We start from the raw sequence: 19,143 nt of genomic DNA on the forward strand, positions 1-19,143 counted from the left end.
CCGCTGAGGACTTCAAGCGGTCCCGGAGCGGTGACGCCCTGCGGGCCGCGCAGATGTACTACCTGCAGGACCTCACGATGAACGCCATCGCGCGGGAATTGCGGACCTCACGATCTACCGTGTCACGGCTCCTGTCGATGGCCCGGGACACCGGGCTCGTGCAGATCCAGGTCAACAATCCGTTGCAGCGGGCACCGTCGCTGGAACAGCAGATCCGGCGACAGTTCGGGGTGGAAGCCCATGTGGTACCGGTGACCGACATCGTGAGCGACTCCGACGTCCTCGACCGGGTAGCCATCCAGGCGGCCCGGACCATCGGTCCGCTGGTCGATTCGAACGCCATTATCGGCGTCGCCTGGGGTTCGACCCTCAGCGCTGTCAGCCATCATCTGACCCGCAAGGTCACCCACGACAGCACCATTGTGCAGTTGAACGGCGCCGGCAACACGCAGACCACCGGCATCACCTATGCCAGCGAAATCCTCCGCCGGTTCGGGCAGGCCTATGGCGCCCGGGTGGAGCAGTTCCCCGTGCCGGCCTTCTTCGACCACGCCGAAACCAAAACCGCAATGTGGGCCGAACGGAGCGTGATGAGAATCCTGGACCTCCAGAGACGCATGACGATGGCCATTTTCGGCGTCGGGTCCATCGACGCCAATATCCCCAGTCATGTCTACTCGGGCGGCTACCTCGACGACGACGACCTCCGGGCGTTGGACGAGCACCAGGTGGTTGGCGATGTCGCAACCATGTTCTTCCGCGCCGACGGCACCCACAGCGACCTGCTCCTCAACCAACGCAGCACCGGACCCGAACTGGATCTGCTCCGGCAGGTGCGCCGGCGGATCTGCGTCGTGTCGGGCGAGACAAAGATCAACGGGTTGCGCGGCGCGTTGGCGGCCGGGCTCGCCACCGACCTCATCCTCGATGAAGGGTCGGCGCGGCGGCTGGTGCACGGCGGGTCCCGCTGACCCAATCGCCCTTCGGTATTGTCAAGGTATGCACAAGGCACCGAAAATCGCGCTCAATAACGGGGTACAAATCGACCAGGTCGGGTACGGCGTCTACAAGGTGCCGCCCGAGACGACCCACGACCTCTGCGCCCAGGCCCTCGAAATTGGGTATCGCACCATCGATACCGCCGCCATGTACGGCAACGAGGCGGGGGTCGGCGGTGCCATCAACGACGCCGTCGGTGCTGGGTGGCTGGAGCGCAACGACGTCTTTGTCACCACCAAGCTGTGGAACGACGACCATGGCTACGACTCGACCCTCCGCGCCTTCGACGCCTCCCAGCAGGCGCTCGGTCTGGACTCCGTTGACCTGTATCTGATTCATTGGCCCTGCCCGGCCCGGGATCAATACGTCGATACTTTTCGCGCCCTGGAGCAGCTGTACCACGATGGCCGGGTGCGGGCGGTGGGTGTCTCCAACTTCCAGCTTCCCCATCTGGAGCGTCTGCTCGGCGAAACGTCGGTGGTCCCGGCCGTCAACCAGATTGAACTGCACCCCTACCTCCAGCAGGAGGAACTGCGGCAGTTCCATGACGCCCACGGCATCCGCACCCAGGCGTGGAGTCCGCTGGGCCGCGGTGCGATCCTGGCCGACCCGGTGATCGGGGCGATTGCCGCGGAGCTGGACCGGACCCCGGCGCAGGTTGTCCTCCGCTGGCATGTGCAGTCCGGCCACCTGGTCATCCCCAAGGCCAGCAGCCCCGACCGGATCGCCAGCAACCTCGATGTCTTCGGCTTCGAGCTGAGCCCCGCACAGCTCGCGGCCATTGAGGGTCTAGAGCGGAACACCCGCTTTGGTTCGCACCCAGACCAGGTGAACTAGCATTGGTTCCCACCGCCATCACCGTGACGCGCCAGGCCACTGAGACAACCCATTCCTACCTAGGCGCAACGCAGCGGTACTGGGATTTCGCCCCGGCGCCCGGCGCTCCCGCGAACGTGCCCACCCTCTTCATGGTGCACGGGTTCAGGGGCGATCACCACGGCCTGCTCCGCATCGTCGAAGCGCTGCCGTCTCACCGGATTGTGGTGCCCGACCTCCCCGGTTTCGGCCAGTCCGAGGCGCTCGACGGCGTGCACGACGTCGACGCCTACGCCGATTTCGTGGGCTTCAGCTTCACCGCATTGGCGTTGGGACCCGCCACGGTGCTGCTCGGCCATTCATTCGGATCCATCGTCGCGGCGCGGTGGGCGGCCGCCCATCCGTCGGCGATCGCGGCCCTGGTGCTGATCAACCCGATCTGCGAACCCGCGCTGGAAGGTGCCAACCGGCTCGCTTCCAAACTGGCGGCCGTGTACTACCGGGTAGGGGCGGCCATGCCCGAGAAGCTGGGGCTCGCGCTGCTCGGTAATCCGGGGATTGTCCTCGGCATGAGTGCGATGATGGCGAAGACCAAGGACCGGGCGCTGCGCAGGTACATCCACGGACAACATCTGAGCTACTTCAGCACCTATGCCAGCCGCCGGGTGCTGCTGGAGGCGTTTCAGGCCTCCATTACCGGGACGGTCAGGGATGTGGCAACACGACTGGCCATGCCGGTCCTCCTGATTGCCGCAGAAAAGGATGACCTGGGCTCGGTGGCCGGTCAACGCGACCTCGCTGGCCTGATCGCGGATGCCCGGCTTGAGATCATTCCCGAGGTGGGTCATCTGGTGCATTACGAGACCCCGGACGAAGCGGCTCGGCTGATCGAAAACTTCCTGGCAGGACGACCCGAATGAGGATCCTGTTCGACGCCCGGTTTACCCGGCTGGACCATCACGACGGCATCAGCCGCTACGGGGCCAGCCTGATTGCGGCGGTTGCGGAACGGGCAGACGTGGCGATGCTCATCTCCGACCACCGACAGCTCGGCCTCCTGCCCGACGTACCCCACGTGCTGATCACCTCTCCCCTGTCCCCCCGGGAACTATTCGTGGCAAGCCAGATCAACGGGCTGCGCCCCGACGTCGTCGTCTGCCCCATGCAGACCATGGGCAGCTGGGGCCGGAAGTACCCGCTCGTGCTCACCCTGCATGATCTGATCTACTACCAGAATCCCCAACCGCCCGGTTCCCTGCCCTTGCCGGTCCGGACCCTCTGGCGGCTGTACCACCTCGCCTACTGGCCGCAGCGGGTGTTGCTGAACCGGGCCGACGTCGTCGCCACCATCTCCGAGACCACCCGGGGGCAAATGAGTGAACACCGGCTGACCCGCCGTCCGGTCCGGATCGTCGGCAACGCACCCCAGCCGGACACCGTGGTGCGCCCCGAGGGAGTTGAACCCGGGCGGGACCTGCTCTACATGGGCTCCTTCATGCCGTACAAGAATGTCGAAACGATCCTGGCCGGAATGCGGGGACTCGATGGGTACACGCTGCATCTGCTGAGCCGTATCACCGATGCCCGGCGGAGGGAACTGGAACTGCTGATCCCGCCCGGCCAACAGGTGATCTTCCACAATGGGGTCAGTGACGAGCGGTACCAGGAGCTGCTGCGTTCGGGGGCGGCGCTCGTGACGCTGTCCCGAGCCGAGGGATACGGGCTGCCGGTCATTGAGGCAATGGCCGCCGGCACCCCGGTGATCGCCGCGGACACCGCGATCTTCAGGGAGGTGGGCGGGGCTGCGGCCCTCTATGTTGACCCCGACGATCCGACACAGTTCACGGCGGCAGTCAAGACCCTGGCCGAACCTGACCAGTGGCATGCCGCCTCCCGGGCCGGCAGGATGCAGGCCGGAACGTATTCCTGGGACCGGTCGGCCGAGCAGTTGCTTGAGGCTGCCGCTATTGCAACGGTCGAGCATGCCGGCAAGCCGCCCTGGCGCCGGTAGTCAGCACGCAGGTGGGCGCCGTCGGGTGGGCGCCGGTAGATGGCCACCGGCAGGCGGGCGCCGGTAGATGGGCACACGAATGAGCACACGGATGGGCGCCGGCAGATGGGGGTCTTCCGGTGCGTTAGATCAAATCGGCCGCGTCGCAGCGGACATGGACCGGCTCTGACGTTCCCCTGGCTGACAGGGCTGCCTTGCGGGCTTTCAGCCAGGCGGTCGCTGCGGGTGCGCTGCGGTAGCTGAAAAACAGCAGGAGCCGGTGCTGGTCCGCGCTGGAGGTCTGGGTGTCGGATTTGTCGGCTCGTGGGCCTAGTCCCGAAGGACGCCCTCCCGCGGTGCGACCGGGCTGCCCGCCGACAGGCATCGGGCCAACGGTGCGAAGGAAGAGCCGGGAATCGAGGTCTGCGGTAAAGACTGCCAGCGCTTCCCGCGATCCCGTCAGCGCCGCGAACCGGACGGCCGGCGGCAGTCCGAGTTCGCTGCGGGTGGCAAGTTCACGGCCAGCGGCGCCCTGCGGGTCCCAGCGCACCAGATGACCCACCGCCGTCGAATCGTCGGCCGTGATGACCACCAGTCCGCCGTCGGCGGCAGGGCGGGCCAGCAGCGAAGCGGTGAACCAGCGCCGCAGGGTGTCCTCCCCCGCCCGGAGCGACTCGCGGGAGAGCATCGCCGAACCGTCAAGCAGAATCACCGCCGCGTAACCGGTGGGGGCCAGTGGCTCTGCGCCGGGGGTGGCGACCACCACCGAGGGCCGGTCGGGCACGGTGTCCAGAATGTGCTCGCCGGCGGAAGAGTAGACCGTCGCCCCGGGGAAGGCCCGCCCCAGTTCCTCTGCGGTCCGGGTTGCCCCGGCAACCGTGGCGCGCAACCGCTGGCCCCCGCAGTTGGCACAACTCCACCGCAGGTCCGGCCTGCCACACCAGCGGCATCCCGGTGCGCCCCCGCGCCCGGTCTGGGCGAGCGGACCGGTGCACACGGTGCACCGGGCAGGCTCGCGGCACTCCTCACAGGCCAGCGCCGGCGAAAATCCAGTGCGTGCCACCTGCAGCAGCACCGGGCCGTGCGCCAGCCCCTCGGAGGCAGCCTTCCACGCGGCATGCGGGATGCGGGCCCTGGCAGCGAGCGGATCGCGGGCCAGTTGAAACTCGTCCCCCGTATGGATGACCCGCGGGGTGCTTCGACGAACCTCGGAACGGTCGGCGACAATTGCCTGCGCCCAGCCGGTGGATACCAACCGGTGAGCCTCGGTGCTTTGGGCTCCGGAGGCGAGCAGCGCAGCGCAACCCTCCTGCTCGGCGCGAAGCAGTAGCACCTCCCGGACATGTTGGTAGGGAGCGCGCTGCTCCTGATGCAGGTCGTCGCCGTCGTCCCACAGGCACACCAGTCCCAGGTCCTGGACCGGCGCGTAGGCGGCAGACCGGGTGCCGACGGCCACCCGCACCTGCCCGCTCAGCAGCCTGAGAAAGTTCCGGTACCGGGGCGTTGGCCCGTCCTCGGCGGTCAGTCGCGCAATGTTTCCGGCGCCCAGGCGCTGGTCCAATGCCGCTTCGACCCGTGCCAGGTCCCGCTGGTCAGGCACGACGACGACGGCCCCGCGTCCTGTGTGCCACACAGCAGCTACCGCCTCGGCGATTTCCGCTGGCCAGTCGCTTGCCCCGTAGCCGCCCAGGCTGGTCAGCACGGCACGGGGACTGTGCCCGGCAGCGAGGTGCCGCAAAAAGGTGGCACCGTTGGCGTAGCGGGTGAGGAGCGCAGCCCCGGCGCCCGCACCTGTCTCGGGTTGACCCGCACCTGTCTCGGGTTGACCTGCTGCGGGCTCGGAAGTGCCCACAACCCCGGCAGCAGCCTCCTCACTTGTCACCGCGAAGGCAGCGTCAACGCGCGCCATCCGGGGCGGGATGGCGACCTTCAGAACTTCGCTGACGGTTCCCGCGTACCGGGCGGCGACTGCCCTGCTGAGGGCCAGTACTTCGGGCGTGAGAACCGGCTGCTCGGAGATCACTTTCGCCAGCGGCAGCAACCGCTTGGCGCTTTCGGTGGTGGCAGTGCGTGCGACGATAAACCCGGTGAATTCCCGCCCGCTGAAGCGCACCTTGACCCGCACCCCGGGTTGGGCTGCGTCGGCGAGCTCCGCGGGAACGGCGTAGTCGAAGACCCGGTCGAGGTGGGTCAGGGGCGAATCAAGGATGACCTGGGCGACCGGCAGGGTTCCTGCGGGGACGGTGGCACCGACTGCCCGTGGGGCTGTCGGGAAGCCCTGGAGGAGCGACAGCTGGACAGCCCCGCCGGCCCCGCCGCTGGGGGACGCAGCGGGCACGGTCCGGTGCGGGGGCTGAGAAGTGACGCCGCCGTCGGAGCCGTCCCCGTGTCCGCTACCGGCCGGATCCGTCCTAGGCGTTGAAATAGCTCCGCAGCTTGTCCACCCGGTCGGTGAGTTCCCAGTTGAAGCCGACGTCCTCGCGGCCGAAATGGCCGTGAGCAGCGGTCTTCTGGTAGATCGGGCGCAGCAGGTCAAGGGCGTTGATAATGCCCAGCGGGCGAAGGTCGAACACCTCGCGGATGGCTTTGCCAATAGCGGCCGGGTCGACCGTTTCAGTGCCGAAGGTTTCAACGTAGATTCCCACTGGCTGGGCCATCCCGATCGCGTAGGCGATCTGAATTTCGGCGCGACGGGCCAAGCCTGCCGCCACCACGTTCTTCGCTACCCAGCGCATCGCGTAGGCCGCCGAACGGTCGACCTTTGAGGGGTCCTTGCCGCTGAACGCGCCGCCACCGTGCCGGGCCATGCCGCCATAGGTGTCAACGATGATTTTGCGTCCGGTCAGTCCTGCGTCGCCCACCGGGCCGCCGATCACGAAATCACCACCCGGGTTGAGGATGTGCCGCACGTTGCTGATATCCAGCTCGGACGCCGCCAGCACCGGATCGATCACGTAGGTGGCGAGGTCGGCCCGCAGCTGGTCCAGGTTCACGCCCTGGGCATGCTGGGAAGAAACGACCACGGAGTCGACCGATACCGGGATGTCGCCGTCGTAGCCGATGGTGACCTGGGTCTTGCCGTCGGGACGAAGGTAATCGAGGGTGCCATCCTTCCGGACGGTCGTCAGACGTTCGGACAGCCGGTGCGCCAACCAGATGGGCGTCGGCATGAGCACTGCCGTCTCGTCGCTGGCGTAACCAAACATGATGCCCTGGTCGCCGGCGCCCTGCGCGTCGTACGGGTCGAGCCCGGTACCCTGGCGGGTCTCCAGGGAGTTGAACACGCCGTTCGCGATATCTGGTGACTGCTGTCCGATGGACACCGACACGCCGCACCGTGCGCCGTCGAAGCCGTTGGCCGAGGAGTCGTACCCGATACCGAGGAGGGTCTGCCGGACCAGTTCCGGGATTTCCACGTAGGCCTCGGTGGTGACTTCGCCGGCCACATGCACCAGTCCGGTAGTGACGAGGGTTTCCACAGCGACCCGGGATTTGGGATCCTTCTTGAGCATGGCGTCGAGGATGGCGTCACTGATCTGGTCACAGATCTTGTCCGGATGGCCCTCGGTGACTGATTCCGAGGTAAACAGGCGCAGGTCGCTGCGAACGGGATTGGCTGAATTCACTTGATCACTCTACTTGGTTCGACCGACAGGACGGCGGTTGGGTGACGGACTGTGTGCGGTGCCGGGTGGCGTGCGGGCGGCTAGCCCCGGCCCGCAAGGGCTGCTGCTAACCGGGCCACCACGGCAGTGGCTACCTCGGCTTTGGTTCCGATGACCTCAACAGGTTCGGTGCCACCAGCAGCAAGGATGGTTGCTGCCGTGTCATCCAGTCCGAACACCCTGCCGTCGCCCACCTGGTTGAGCACCAGATAGTCGCAGCCTTTGCGTGCGAGTTTCTCCCGAGCGTGGCTCAGGGGATCAGCGGTCGGGTCTCCGGTCTCGGCGGCGAACCCGACGATCACGGGTCCGGCGCCCGCCGCGGTTCGCTGCTCTACGGCTTCCCTGAGGATGTCGGGGTTGCGGACCAGGGTGATGACGGGGTCGACGCCGTCGGCACGTTTCTTGATTTTGGTGAGAATTTGTTCGGCGGGGCGGAAATCCGCCACGGCTGCTGCCATGATCAGCGCATCGGCCTGCTTGGCGGCGCGCAGGGTCGCGGTCCGAAGTTCCTCGGCGGTTTCGACCTGGACCAGTTCGACGCCGTCTGGCGCCGGGACTTCGACGTGGGCGAGGATCAGTTCAACAGTTGCCCCCGCGGCGAGAGCCGCCGCGGCCAGCGCCATCCCCTGCTTGCCTGAGGAACGGTTACCGAGGTAGCGCACCGGGTCGATGGGTTCGCGGGTGCCTCCGGCGGTAATGACCACACGGCGACCGGTGAGGGAACCGGGGGCGGACAGGGTTCCGGCCCCGGTTTTGGCGCCTGACCCGGTGTGCTGGGCGTCAGGTCGACCGTGGGCAGCGTCATAGGCGGCCATTGCTGCCGCGAAAATTTCAGCGGGCTCGGGGAGTCTGCCAGCACCCGAGTCGGTGCCGGTCAATCGTCCGGAGGCCGGGTCGAGGATGAGCGTACCCCGGCTCCGCAGGGTGGCCACGTTGGCGACGGTAGCGGGGTGCTGCCACATCTCGGTGTGCATGGCGGGTGCCATCAGGACGGGGCAGCTGGCCATCAGCAAAGTCCCGGTGAGAAGGTCGGGGGCCATCCCCGCTGCCGACTTCGCGAGCAGGTCGGCCGTGGCCGGGGCGATGACCACGAGGTCAGCGAGCTGCCCCAACCGGACGTGGTTGACCTTGTCGACGTCGTCGAACACGCTGTTGCTGACTGGATTGCCTGACAGCGCCTCCCACGTGGCGGTCCCCACGAACCGGGTGGCAGCATCGGTGGGGATCACCGTCACGTTGTGCCCCGCCTCAGTAAAAAGCCGGAGGAGGGCAGCCACCTTATAGGCGGCAATCCCTCCCCCGACTCCCAGAATTATGCGCACGTGGTTGGCAGCTGGATAAAGCTACTGCTCGGTGGATTCGACCGGCGTGGCGACGAGCATGCCCTCGTTGATTTCGCGCAGGGCGATTGAGAGTGGCTTCTCGTTCAGACGGGTGTCGACCAGTGGGCCGACGTACTCGAACAGGCCCTCGTGGAGCTGGGAGTAGTACGCGTTGATCTGGCGGGCGCGCTTGGCTCCGTAGATCACCAGGGCATACTTCGAGTCCGATGCCTCCAACAGGGAGTCAATCGGCGGGTTGATGATGCCTTCAGGCTGTGTTGACACAAATACTCCGTAAATGTTTCAGATTGTTGGTGGAACATCGGCTCGCGGACCGCGCGTTAGCGCTCCTGCGGGCTTAGTCCCATCAGTGATACAAGCTCGTCCGCTGCACGCTGAACACTGTCATTGACCACCGTGTGATCGAATTCAGGTTCCGCAGCAAGTTCTAGTTTAGCGGTTTCCAGCCGTTGCTGCTGCTCCTGTTCCGTTTCGGTGCCGCGGCCGACCAGCCGACGCACCATTTCGTCCCAGCTGGGCGGGGTCAGAAACACAAAATTCGCTTCCGGCATTGACTCCTTGACCTGCCGCGCGCCCTGCAGATCGATCTCCAGGAGCACCGATTTGCCGTCGGCCATTGCCGCGTCAACGGTGCGTCGCAGGGTGCCGTACCGGTTCCGCCCATGGACCAGGGCCCATTCGAGCATTTGGCCCGACCCGACCAGGTCATCGAATTCCTCGTTGCTGACGAAGAAGTAGTGGACGCCGTCGAGCTCGCCGGGACGGGCTGGCCGGGTGGTGGCGGAGACCGACAGCCAGACCTGGGGGTAGTTATCGCGAATGTAGGTCGAGACGGTTCCCTTGCCGACGGCCGTCGGCCCGGCGAGTACTGTCAGCCGAGGCTGCGACACGTGGTTCCTCACTCACAGGCGTCCTTGGCTCGCCCCGGTCAGGGCGTTGGATCCTGCTTTGCTAGATGTTCGATCAATGCTTGTCGCTGGTGGACACCCAGCCCGCGCACGCGGCGCGTGGCGGCGATGCCGACGTCGTTCATGATGCCTGCTGCCCGCACCTCACCGACCCCGGGGAGAGCCTTCAGGAGGTCAAGGACTTTCAACCGGCTGACGGCTTCATCCTCGGACATCCCGTTGACCACTTCGCTGACAGTGGTCTCACCGGTCTTCAGCTTCACTTTCAGTTCAGCCCTGACCGCACGGGCGGCAGTGGCTTTCTCGCGCGCTTGCGTCCGTTCGGAGTCCGATAGCGGCTTCAAGCTCACAAGTGCTCCCCTGCAGTAGGCACCGTCCCGCGCTGATCGCTCGGGTAGATGCAAATTCTTGTGGAATGGGCTTGCACTGAACCTATCCGTAGTTGCGGCCCAAAATCAATTGCCGAGCTCAGCCAGCGCCAGTTCCGCTGCCGCCCGCAACTTGCCGTGCTCGGGACCCGCAGCGAGGATGCTGCGGCTGGCACTTCCGAGGACCAGGGCTGAGGCCCCGCCAAACGTGTCAGCGATTTCGGCTCGCCCCGCGCCCTGGGCGCCGATCCCGGGTGCCAGAATCGGACCGTTCAGCTTTCCCAGTTCCAGGCCCAGCGTGCGCACTGCTGCGCCCGCCGTGGCACCCACCACCAGGCCCACCGATCCAAGACCGACGGCGTCGCGGTTCTCCCACGCAGCAGCGTCGGCAATGATCCGGGCCACTGCACGGCCGATACTGGCCCCACCCTGGTTCCCGGCGGCTGCCGGGTCCCGGACCTGGGCGTGCTGGATGTCAGCTCCCTCCGGATTGGAGGTCAGCGCGAGCACGAAGACGCCTCGACCGGTTTCTGCGGCAAGGTTGAGGGCGGGGCGCAGCGATTCAAACCCCAGGTACGGGTTCAGCGTCACCGCATCGGCGGCCAGGGCTGACCCGTCCCGGAGCCACGCGTCGGCGTAGGCGGCCATGGTCGAGCCGATGTCCCCGCGCTTCGCATCGGCTATCGTCAGCACCTCCCGGTCCGCGGCGGCAGCCAGCAGGCGTTCCAGGGCGGCCAGCCCAGCCGACCCGTGCCGCTCAAACAATGCCACCTGCGGTTTCAGGATGCAGGCGGTCTCCCCCACCGCGTCCAGCACGGTCATGGCGAAGCGTTCGCATCCGGCGGCGTCGTCGTTCAGCCCCCAGTCGCGCAGCAGCGCCGGGTGCGGGTCAATGCCCACACACAGGTTGCCCCTGCTGCGCATCCGCTCCGCAAGCCGGACCCCGAAAGTTCCGTTACCGTGCGGCATCGCGGGCTTCGGTGGCAACCCGAAGGTTAGCGGCGTGTTCCTGGAGGCTGGTGACCGACCACTCGTAGGACCGCATGGCCTCGATGGCCTGCACCGCAGCACCGAATTCGGGCACCGTAGTGATCACCGGAAGACCGTACGACGTCGCCGCGGCCCGGATCTCGTACCCGTCGCCGCGGGCCTGCCCGCCGGTGGGGGTGTTGATTATCATGTCGATGGTGCCATCGGTGATCAGGTCGACCACAGTTCCCTCACCGTGTTCCCCGGTGCCCTCGGCAATCTTGCGCACCGTGGTGGACTGGATACCGTTGCGGCGCAGCACATCGGCGGTGCCGCCGGTGGACAGTATTTCAAAGCCGAGATCCACGAGACGTTTGACCGGCATGATGATTGACCGTTTGTCCCGGTTGGCAACCGAAACAAACACCCGGCCCTCGGTCGGCAGTGCTGCGTTGGCAGCCGACTGGCTCTTGGCGAAGGCGGTATCGAAGTATTTGTCGATGCCCATGACTTCACCGGTGGACCGCATCTCGGGGCCGAGCAGTGAATCCACTACCGTGCCGTCGGTGGTGCGGAACCTGCTGAACGGCAGCACTGCTTCCTTCACCGAGACCGGAGCGTCCAGCGGGAGGTCCCCGCCGTCGCCGGTCGCCGGAAGCAGACCATGCTCGGTCCGGAGGGCCGCGATGGAGACTCCCGTGCCGATCAGCGCCGCGGCTTTGGCGAGCTGCACACCGGTGGCCTTGGAGACGAACGGCACGGTGCGCGAGGCACGCGGGTTCGCTTCCAGGACGTAGAGCACATCGGAGGCCAACGCGAACTGGATGTTGATCAGACCCCGGACCCCGACGCCTTCAGCGATGGCGAGGGTGGCTTCACGGACGCGCTGCAGGATATCGGCTCCGAGGGTGATCGGTGGCAGAACGCAGGCCGAGTCGCCGGAGTGGATTCCCGCCTCTTCGATATGCTCCATGATGCCGCCGAGGTACAGGTCGGTGCCGTCGTACAGGGCGTCGACGTCGATCTCGATGGCGTCTTCCAGGAACCTGTCGATCAGGACCGGATGCGCCTCGGTGATCTCGGTGGCGTTGGCGATATAACGGGACAGGTTGGCCTCGTCGTAGACGATTTCCATGCCACGGCCGCCCAGCACATAGGACGGCCGGACCAGCACCGGGTACCCGATCTCGTCGGCGATCTTCTTGGAGTCCTCGAACGAAACGGCGGTGCCGTTCTTGGGCGAAATCAGCCCTGCCGCGTCGAGGACCCGGCTGAACGCGCCGCGGTGCTCGGCCAGGTCAATGGCTTCGGGGGACGTGCCCAGGATCGGGATGCCGGCGTCGGCCAGTTCCTGCGCGAGTTTCAGCGGAGTCTGCCCGCCAAGCTGCACGAACACGCCCATCACGCCGCCGGTGCGTTCCTCGGCCGCGATGACTTCGAGGACATCCTCGAGGGTCAGCGGCTCGAAGTACAGCCGGGTGGAGATGTCGTAGTCGGTGGACACGGTCTCCGGGTTGCAGTTGACCATCACCGTTTCGTAGCCGGCTTTGCGCAACGCCATCGACGCGTGGACGCAGGAGTAGTCGAACTCGATGCCCTGGCCGATCCGGTTGGGCCCGGATCCCAAAATGATGATGGACGGCTGGGCGTGGGGGCCCACCTCGTCTTCCTCGTCGTAGGACGAGTAGTGGTAGGGAGTGTAGGCAGCGAATTCGGCGGCACACGTGTCGACGGTCTTGTAGACCGGCCGCACCCCGAGCGCATGGCGTACCCCGCGCACCACCGCTTCGGGGGTGTGGGTCAGCGCCCCGATTTGTTCATCGGAGAAGCCGTGGCGTTTGGCGAGGCGCAGCATTTCCTCGGTCAGCGCGGGTGCCTCCCGGATAGTTTCCGCCACCTCGTTGAGCAGGACCAGCTGGTCCAGGTACCATGGGTCGATTCCTGTGGCCTGGTACAGCTCGTCAACGGTGCCACCACCGAGGAGCGCCTGCTGCACCTGGGCGAGCCGCTCGGTGGTGGGGCGCCTGGCGGCACTGATGAGAGCCGGCACGTCGATGTCGGCTGAGATGTCAAAGGACAGCTGGGAGCCCTTCTGCTCCAGGGAGCGCAGGGCTTTCTGGAGCGCTTCGGTGAAGTTCCGGCCGATCGCCATGGCCTCACCCACCGACTTCATGGTGGTGGTCAGGGTGGGATCGGCCGCCGGGAACTTTTCAAACGCGAACCGGGGCACCTTGACCACCACGTAGTCGAGGGTCGGTTCAAAGGAGGCCGGCGTCTTCTTGGTGATGTCGTTCGGGATCTCGTCCAGGGTGTAGCCGAGGGAGAGCTTCGTGGCGATCTTCGCGATCGCGAAGCCGGTGGCCTTGGAAGCCAGGGCCGAGGACCGGGACACCCGCGGGTTCATTTCAATGACCACGATCCGGCCGGTATCCGGTTCGATGGCGAACTGGATGTTGCAGCCGCCGGTGTCGACGCCGACCTCTCGGATGATAGCGATCGAGATGTCACGCAGCCGCTGGTATTCGCGGTCGGTGAGGGTCATGGCCGGGGCCACGGTGATGGAATCCCCGGTGTGGACGCCGACCGGGTCGAAGTTCTCGATAGAACAGACCACCACCACGTTGTCGTTCTTGTCCCGCATCATCTCGAGCTCGTATTCCTTCCAGCCGAGGATGCTCTCCTCGAGGAGGACCTCGGTGGTGGGGCTGTACTGCAGTCCCTGGCCAACAATGCGGCGCAGGTCCTTCTCGTTGTAGGCAAGACCCGAGCCGAGACCGCCCATGGTGAAGGAGGGGCGCACCACCATCGGGTAGCCCAGGTCATCGGCTGCCTCGAGCGCACCGTCGATGGAATGGATGATCATCGACCTGGCGGATTCGGCGCCGCAGCGGGCGACGACGCCCTTGAATTTCTCGCGGTTCTCCCCCAGTTCGATTGCTGCGATGTTGGCGCCGATCAGTTCAACACCGTACTTGTCCAGTACGCCGTTCTTGTCGAGTGCGATCGCAGCGTTGAGGGCGGTCTGGCCGCCGAGGGTGGGCAGGAGGGCGTCGGGGCGCTCCTTCTCGATGATCTTGGCGACCACCTCGGGGGTGATGGGTTCCACATAGGTGGCGTCGGCGAACTCCGGGTCGGTCATGATCGTGGCCGGGTTGGAATTGACCAGGATGACCCGCAGGCCCTCCTCCTTCAATACCCGCAGGGCCTGCGTTCCCGAATAGTCGAACTCGGCGGCCTGCCCGATGACGATGGGTCCTGAGCCGATAACCAGGACGCTTTTGAGGTCAGTTCTGCGTGGCATCTAGTTTGCTTCCTTATCGTTTGCGGCGCTGTCGTTCGTGTCGCTGTCGTTCGCGTCGCTGCTCGGCTGGTCGGAGGACCGCGTGTCACCCATCAGCTGGATGAACCGGTCAAAGAGGTACGCCGAATCGTGGGGTCCCGCTGCTGCCTCCGGGTGGTACTGGACGGAGAAGGCCGGCAGGTCGAGGCAGACGAGGCCCTCGACGACGTCGTCGTTGAGGCTGACGTGGCTGACTTCGACCCTGCCGAAGCGCCCCTCGGGCGCCTGGGTCGGACCATCGACGGGAGCATCGACGGCGAAGCCGTGGTTCTGGGAGGTGATCTCCACCTTTCCGGTGCGCCGGTCCAGCACCGGCTGGTTGATGCCGCGGTGGCCGTACCGGAGTTTGTAGGTGCCAAACCCCAGGGCGCGCCCCAGGATCTGGTTGCCGAAGCAGATCCCGAAGAAGGGGATCCGCGCGTCGAGCACTTCCCGCAGCAGGGCGACCTGGGGGTCGGCGGTCGCAGGGTCGCCGGGCCCATTGGACATGAACACGCCATCCGGTGACTCCCGGGCGACGTCGTCGAAGGTTGAGCTGGCGGGCAGCACGATCGTGCGCACGCCGCGCTGGGCGAAGTGCTTGGGGGTCATGGACTTGATGCCCAAATCCAGCGCGGCGACGGTGAACAGGGGCTCACCCTCCCAGCCGTTGTCGGACGGTTCGACCACATACCGGCTGGTGGCGCTGACTTCCTCGGCCAGCCGGGCACCCTGCATTGACTCCTGACCGGCGACGAGCGCCAGCAATTCGGCATCGGATCCAGCCGCAGCCGGCCCGGAGAAGATTCCCGCCTTCATTGCGCCGCGTTCGCGCAGATGGCGGGTGACCGCCCGGGTGTCGACCCCCTGGATGCCCACGATGCCCTGGTCGCGGAGCTGACCGTCGAGGCTCTGCTCAGACCGCCAGTTGGAGGGTTTCCGGGCGGCGTCGCGCACAATGTAGCCGGCCACCCAGATGCGGCGGGACTCGGCGTCGGCGGCGTTGACCCCGGTATTGCCGATGTGGGGTGCCGTCTGGACCACCAGTTGGCGGGCATAGGACGGGTCGGTGATGGTCTCCTGGTATCCGGTCATGCCGGTGGCGAAGACCGCCTCGCCGAGGGCGGTGCCCTCGGCCCCGTAACTGCGGCCGCGGAAGATCCGGCCGTCCTCGAGCATCAGAACGGCAGCGCTTTCGGTTGCTGGCTGGCTGGAATCTGTCACTGTGTGTCCTTCGTGGGGTTGTGAACCTGAGCCTGTGAGGTGCTGGGTGCTGCGGGGGCGAGGGCTGCGGCGGCATCGAGGAGGCGGGTGCGGGCGGCTGCCTCGCGGGTCCGGAATCCGGTGTCAACGGCTGTCCCGTTCAGGGTCCAGGTGAGCACCACCAGCCCGTCCTTCTCGACGAACTTGCCGGCCATCCCCCGGTCGAGGCGGACGCCGCGCAGGTCCGGCCGACTGATGAAGAGGTCCCGGGCGCCGCTGCGGACAATCAGGATTCCTTCGTCGTGGACGCTCGCCGTGGCGTTGGATTTCACGCCCAGGCCATGGACGGCGATCCGGTCGAGCCAGTCCCCCGCCGTCGTCGTGACCACATACTGGCCGTTGGCCAGGTAACGCGGTTCGCTGAGTGTTTCGGGGGCGGGGGACGGCGCCGGGATGTCGCGTTGCCGGGCCAGGCGGGCACGCCAGCCCAGGGCTCCGAGCGCGACGACGACGGCGATGGTGCCCAGTGAGATGGCGACGGGCATTAGCCAGTCCATGTGGATTCCTCAGCTGCAGTTGGGTGCGGTGTGTTCAGTCGGCCAGCCAGGACGGTTGGGTGGCCCCTGAAGAACGTGGCATGCACGGCTCCGGGTAGTTCGGTGCCGGCGAATGGGCTGTTACGGCCCATCGTGGCCATTTTATCCGGATCGACCACCCAGCGTGCCTCCGGATCGACGAGTGTGACGTTAGCTGCCTCACCCTCGGCCAGCGGCCGTCCCTGCTGCTCAAGGCCTCCGATCGTTGCCGGGGTGCTCGAGGTGACCCTGGCGAAGCCTTCCCAATCCATCAGGCCGGTGTTGATCATGGTGTGCTGCACCACCGAGAGCGCGGTTTCCAGCCCGGTCATGCCCATGGCGGCCTGCGCCCATTCACAGTCCTTGTGCTCGGAAGGATGCGGGGCGTGGTCGGTGCCGACGACGTCGATGGTCCCATCGGCCAGGGCCTCCCGCAGTGCTCGCACGTCCTCGCTGGTGCGGAGCGGCGGGTTCACCTTGTAGACCGGGTTGTAGCTACGGACCAGCTCGTCGGTGAGTAGCAGGTGGTGCGGGGTGACCTCGGCGGTCACCCTGATGCCGCGGGCCTTGGCCCAGCGGATAATTTCCACCGACCCGGCCGTCGACACGTGGCACACGTGGAGCCGTGACTGCACATGGTGGGCCAGCAGGACGTCCCTGGCAATGATGCTTTCCTCGGCGACGGCGGGCCAGCCGGTCAGTCCGAGGACCGCGGAGACGGCGCCCTCGTTCATCTGGGCCCCCTCGGTCAGCCGGGGTTCCTGCGCGTGCTGGGCGATGACGCCGTCGAACGCCTTCACATACTCCAGCGCCCGGCGCATCAGGACGGGGTCGCTGACGCACACGCCGTCGTCGGAGAAGACGCGGACTCGCGCGCGGGAGTCGGCCATGGCGCCGAGCTCAGCCAGCTGGGTGCCCCCGAGTCCTACGGTGACGGCACCGACCGGCCGCACTTCCACCCAGCCGGCGCGCCGGCCCAGGCTGTACACCTGCTCCACCACTCCGGCGGTGTCCGCGACGGGCGTGCTGTTGGCCATCGCGTGCACAGCCGTGAACCCGCCCCTGGCTGCCGCCCGGGTACCGGTCTCGACGGTTTCGGCGTCCTCCCGGCCCGGTTCGCGGAGGTGGGTGTGAAGGTCCACCAGGCCGGGGAGGGCGATCAGGCCGTCAGCGTCAATCACCTCGGCACCGGCGGCTGAAAGGCCCTGGCCGACGCCGGCGATGATCCCGTCGGCAATCAGGAGGTCTGCCCGTTCCCGGCCGAGCAGCGCTGCGCCGCGGATGAGATAGCGGGCCGGGGCTGGTGCGTTCATCGTGGGTTCTCCTGGGTGGGTTCGGTGGCCGGCGACTGGTGTTCGTCGCCGGAGAGCAGCAGATACAGGGCGGCCATTCTGACGGAGACCCCGTTGCGGACCTGGGCCAGGACTGTTGAGCGGGGAGAGTCGGCTGCCGCCGCCGATATTTCCAGTCCCCGGTTCATCGGACCCGGGTGCATGATGACCGTGTGGTCCAGGCCGTGGGTATCGAGGGCCGCCAGCCGAGCGTCGTCGAACCCCCACCGCCGGGAGTATTCGCGGGTCGAGGGGAAGAAGGCCGCGTTCATCCGTTCGGCCTGCAGCCGCAGCATCATCACCGCGTCGGGTCCGGCGGCCAGCGCCTCGTCCAGGTTGTAGGTGATCCGGCAGGGCCACCGTTCGGCACCGACCGGGACGAGGGTGGGCGGCGCAACCAGGGTGACCGAGGCGCCGAGGGTTTCCAGCAGCCACAGGTTTGAGCGGGCGACCCGGGAGTGCAGGACGTCGCCGACGATGGTGACGGCCATGCCCGACAGGTCGGATCCGACCGATGGTACGCCCGAGATTTTCGCCCAGTGGCGCCGGAGGGTGAACGCGTCGAGCAGCGCCTGGGTGGGATGTTCATGCATCCCGTCCCCGGCGTTGATCACTGCTGCGTCGATCCAGTCCGACGTCGCGAGCCGGGCGGGCGCACCGGAAGCCCAGTGCCGGATCACTACGGCGTCGGCGGACATCGCTTCGAGGGTCTGGGCCGTGTCCTTGAGCGATTCGCCCTTGGACACCGAGGAGCCCTTGACGGCGAACGTGATGACATCCGCCGAGAGTCGTTTGGCTGCGGCTTCGAAGGAAATCCGGGTGCGGGTGGAGTCCTCGAAGAAGAGGTTCACCACGGTGCGACCGCGCAGCGCCGGAAGCTTCTTGATCTCCCGTTCACCGACCGCCGACATTTCCTCGGCTACGTCCAGAATGCGGATGGCGTCCTGCCTGGACAGGTCGCGGGTGGAGAGCAGGTGCCTCATGCGGGGCCCTCGATGACAACCTCGTTGATGGGTTCCCCGTCGACGGCATCGATTTCCGCGAGGTGGACCCTCACCTTCTCCGCCGAGGAGGTGGGGAGGTTCTTGCCCACGTGGTCGGCGCGGATCGGCAATTCGCGGTGGCCCCGGTCCACCAGGACCGCCAACCGTACCGCCCGCGGCCGGCCGAGGTCCACGAGAGCGTCGAGGGCAGCCCGGATGGTCCGCCCGGAATACAGGACGTCGTCGACGAGGACCACTACCTTGTTGTCAATGCCCGACGGCGGCAGCTGGGTTGGCAGTGGCGGCCGGGTGGGGTGGTGGCGCAGATCATCCCGGAACATGGTCACATCGAGCTGGCCGACGATCGCGGTGGGGTCCAGCGGCGAACCGGTGGTCTGGTTTTCGGCGGCAGCGATTTTCCGGGCCAGGCGCTGGGCTAGCGGATAGCCACGACGGGGGATGCCCAGCAGCACCAGATCGGTGGTGCCCTTGTTGGCTTCCAGGATCTCGTGGGCGATGCGGGTTAGCGCTCGGTCAATATCGGCTTCGGCGAGAACGACACGCGAAAGAACACTCTCAGACTGAGGTGCGGGCATAGTCATTGGACGCTTCCTCCTTCCCCGCCTCACAGGACGGAATTTAAAGGTTGGTTGCGATGTCAAAACTATCACAGC

Annotated in this window: 17 protein-coding genes; 4 read left to right on the forward strand and 13 right to left on the reverse strand. The window is 66.6% G+C overall.

All coding sequences use genetic code 11. The features are described 5' to 3' along the window. Positions 1-53: 53 nt before the first annotated feature. Genes ACX80T_RS04410 through ACX80T_RS04425 form a run of 4 tightly spaced genes read left to right on the forward strand, consistent with a single transcriptional unit; the run spans position 54 to position 3,826 of the window. On the forward strand, positions 54-971 hold the full coding sequence (locus ACX80T_RS04410) for a sugar-binding transcriptional regulator (protein WP_116777938.1): 918 nt from the start codon (positions 54-56) through the stop codon (positions 969-971). Positions 972-999: 28 nt separating this feature from the next. Then, complete coding sequence (locus tag ACX80T_RS04415; protein WP_459303810.1) at positions 1,000-1,836, forward strand: aldo/keto reductase; 837 nt, start codon at positions 1,000-1,002, stop codon at positions 1,834-1,836. Between the two features lie 2 nt (positions 1,837-1,838). After that, positions 1,839-2,735, forward strand: a complete 897-nt coding sequence (locus ACX80T_RS04420) for an alpha/beta fold hydrolase (RefSeq protein WP_459303811.1) — start codon at positions 1,839-1,841, stop codon at positions 2,733-2,735. Continuing rightward, a complete protein-coding gene (locus tag ACX80T_RS04425) occupies positions 2,732-3,826 on the forward strand; it encodes a glycosyltransferase family 4 protein (RefSeq protein WP_459303812.1) in 1,095 nt (364 codons plus the stop codon). Before ACX80T_RS04420 ends, ACX80T_RS04425 begins: the two co-directional genes overlap by 4 nt. 124 nt (positions 3,827-3,950) lie before the next feature. On the opposite strand, the gene ACX80T_RS04430 is transcribed toward ACX80T_RS04425, so the two are convergent. The 13 genes from ACX80T_RS04430 to pyrR all read right to left on the reverse strand — a co-directional run bounded on the left by ACX80T_RS04430 (position 3,951) and on the right by pyrR (position 19,071). Beyond that, positions 3,951-6,143 (reverse strand): primosomal protein N', encoded by a 2,193-nt coding sequence (locus tag ACX80T_RS04430; protein WP_459303813.1) that lies wholly within the window; start codon positions 6,141-6,143, stop codon positions 3,951-3,953. A 73-nt stretch (positions 6,144-6,216) separates the two neighbouring features. Next, positions 6,217-7,431 (reverse strand): methionine adenosyltransferase, encoded by a 1,215-nt coding sequence (gene metK / locus ACX80T_RS04435; RefSeq protein WP_459303814.1) that lies wholly within the window; start codon positions 7,429-7,431, stop codon positions 6,217-6,219. An 80-nt stretch (positions 7,432-7,511) separates the two neighbouring features. Next, positions 7,512-8,792, reverse strand: coding sequence for a bifunctional phosphopantothenoylcysteine decarboxylase/phosphopantothenate synthase (locus ACX80T_RS04440; RefSeq protein WP_459303815.1), 1,281 nt, complete (start codon positions 8,790-8,792; stop codon positions 7,512-7,514). A gap of 21 nt (positions 8,793-8,813) precedes the next feature. After that, complete coding sequence (rpoZ, locus tag ACX80T_RS04445; protein ID WP_019482806.1) at positions 8,814-9,077, reverse strand: DNA-directed RNA polymerase subunit omega; 264 nt, start codon at positions 9,075-9,077, stop codon at positions 8,814-8,816. Between the two features lie 56 nt (positions 9,078-9,133). Next, a complete protein-coding gene (gmk, locus tag ACX80T_RS04450) occupies positions 9,134-9,715 on the reverse strand; it encodes a guanylate kinase (RefSeq protein WP_459303816.1) in 582 nt (193 codons plus the stop codon). Positions 9,716-9,741: 26 nt separating this feature from the next. Continuing rightward, positions 9,742-10,071: an integration host factor, actinobacterial type gene (mihF, locus tag ACX80T_RS04455; protein WP_019482808.1), complete on the reverse strand. Its 330-nt coding sequence runs from the start codon at positions 10,069-10,071 to the stop codon at positions 9,742-9,744. A 105-nt stretch (positions 10,072-10,176) separates the two neighbouring features. Beyond that, positions 10,177-11,058 (reverse strand): orotidine-5'-phosphate decarboxylase, encoded by an 882-nt coding sequence (gene pyrF / locus ACX80T_RS04460; RefSeq protein WP_459303817.1) that lies wholly within the window; start codon positions 11,056-11,058, stop codon positions 10,177-10,179. After that, a complete protein-coding gene (carB, locus tag ACX80T_RS04465) occupies positions 11,045-14,359 on the reverse strand; it encodes a carbamoyl-phosphate synthase large subunit (RefSeq protein ID WP_459303818.1) in 3,315 nt (1,104 codons plus the stop codon). The genes pyrF and carB overlap by 14 nt, the downstream gene beginning before the upstream one ends. Further along, positions 14,360-15,556, reverse strand: a complete 1,197-nt coding sequence (carA, locus tag ACX80T_RS04470; protein WP_459303887.1) for a glutamine-hydrolyzing carbamoyl-phosphate synthase small subunit — start codon at positions 15,554-15,556, stop codon at positions 14,360-14,362. It lies immediately after the preceding gene. Between the two features lie 41 nt (positions 15,557-15,597). Continuing rightward, positions 15,598-16,137: a PH-like domain-containing protein gene (locus ACX80T_RS04475; protein WP_459303819.1), complete on the reverse strand. Its 540-nt coding sequence runs from the start codon at positions 16,135-16,137 to the stop codon at positions 15,598-15,600. Continuing rightward, the gene (locus ACX80T_RS04480; protein WP_459303820.1) at positions 16,125-17,468 is read right to left on the reverse strand and encodes a dihydroorotase; all 1,344 of its coding nucleotides are present in this window, start codon (positions 17,466-17,468) and stop codon (positions 16,125-16,127) included. Before ACX80T_RS04480 ends, ACX80T_RS04475 begins: the two co-directional genes overlap by 13 nt. Beyond that, entirely contained in the window at positions 17,465-18,469 is a 1,005-nt protein-coding gene (locus ACX80T_RS04485) for an aspartate carbamoyltransferase catalytic subunit (protein ID WP_019482814.1), read from the reverse strand. The genes ACX80T_RS04480 and ACX80T_RS04485 overlap by 4 nt, the downstream gene beginning before the upstream one ends. Then, complete coding sequence (gene pyrR, locus ACX80T_RS04490; protein ID WP_192813077.1) at positions 18,466-19,071, reverse strand: bifunctional pyr operon transcriptional regulator/uracil phosphoribosyltransferase PyrR; 606 nt, start codon at positions 19,069-19,071, stop codon at positions 18,466-18,468. Before pyrR ends, ACX80T_RS04485 begins: the two co-directional genes overlap by 4 nt. Between the last annotated feature and the right edge of the window lie 72 nt (positions 19,072-19,143).

Source organism: Arthrobacter sp. Sr33, from assembly GCF_054511195.1.